General features: G+C 70.0%; 2 protein-coding genes. Both read right to left on the minus strand.

Annotation, left to right across the window (positions count from 1 at the left end):
• The coding region (locus J0695_RS37980; RefSeq protein ID WP_372445902.1) for a methyltransferase at positions 1–274 on the minus strand (274 nt) is incomplete at its 3' end.
• Between the two features lie 134 nt (positions 275–408).
• Positions 409–730, minus strand: a 322-nt coding sequence (locus tag J0695_RS37985; RefSeq protein WP_206969386.1) for a TetR-like C-terminal domain-containing protein, incomplete at its 5' end; no start/stop codon positions are given.

Genomic DNA, 730 nt, shown 5'->3' on the forward strand with positions numbered 1-730 from the left:
ATCCGGGTGGCCCGGATCGGGGCCCAGGTGACAGCCATGGGACGAGCGTCCCCGCTGCCCTGCGGACGTGCAGCACGTTGCCGTCCAGGGGCAGCAGTGTGATGCCCACCAAGGTGAGGCCCGCGTCCGTGGACAAGCGGGCGTAGTGGTCCGCTCGGCGTTCGCGGCCTCCTACGTTGCCCATCATGTGCAGGTCCCACGCCGTCGCCGGTGAAGGTGAGCCGTCCGCCGGGAGGACGCGTTCGACCACGAGCAGGTCCGCCGTGTCCGACATCGCGCGGGCGCAGTGGCAGGACACCCTGGACATCGCGGGCGGCAACGGCGAGTCGCTGGGCCGAATTCTTTCCTGCGTCACCCTTGCCGCGTCACCGCCTTCTGCAGCTCGCACCAACCGACCCGGAAACCGGGTCATTCCTTCTCGAAGTGCGCCAGGACCATCGCAACCAGGGCGTCGACGTCCGCGTCGGCCATCGGTTCGCCGGTCATGCCCATCCGGTGGAGCAGGACCCCGACCACGACGTCGATGAAGAACAGGACCCGGTTCTCCGGCTCGCCGAGCGCGTCCTGGAGTGCGATGCGGTACGGGTCCTGCAGCCGCGTGGCGAGAATCTCGCGCAGGTCCGGGTCGCTGACGGCGTCGCTGAACACGCCCGCGAACGCGTCGCCCACCCCGGGCTCGCCGATCTTCGCCGCGATCCAGCGGACGGTCGACGTCAGGAGTTCGGCCCGG

The organism is Streptomyces beijiangensis, assembly GCF_017315755.1.
Taxonomy (GTDB): Bacteria; Actinomycetota; Actinomycetes; order Streptomycetales; family Streptomycetaceae; genus Streptomyces; species Streptomyces beijiangensis.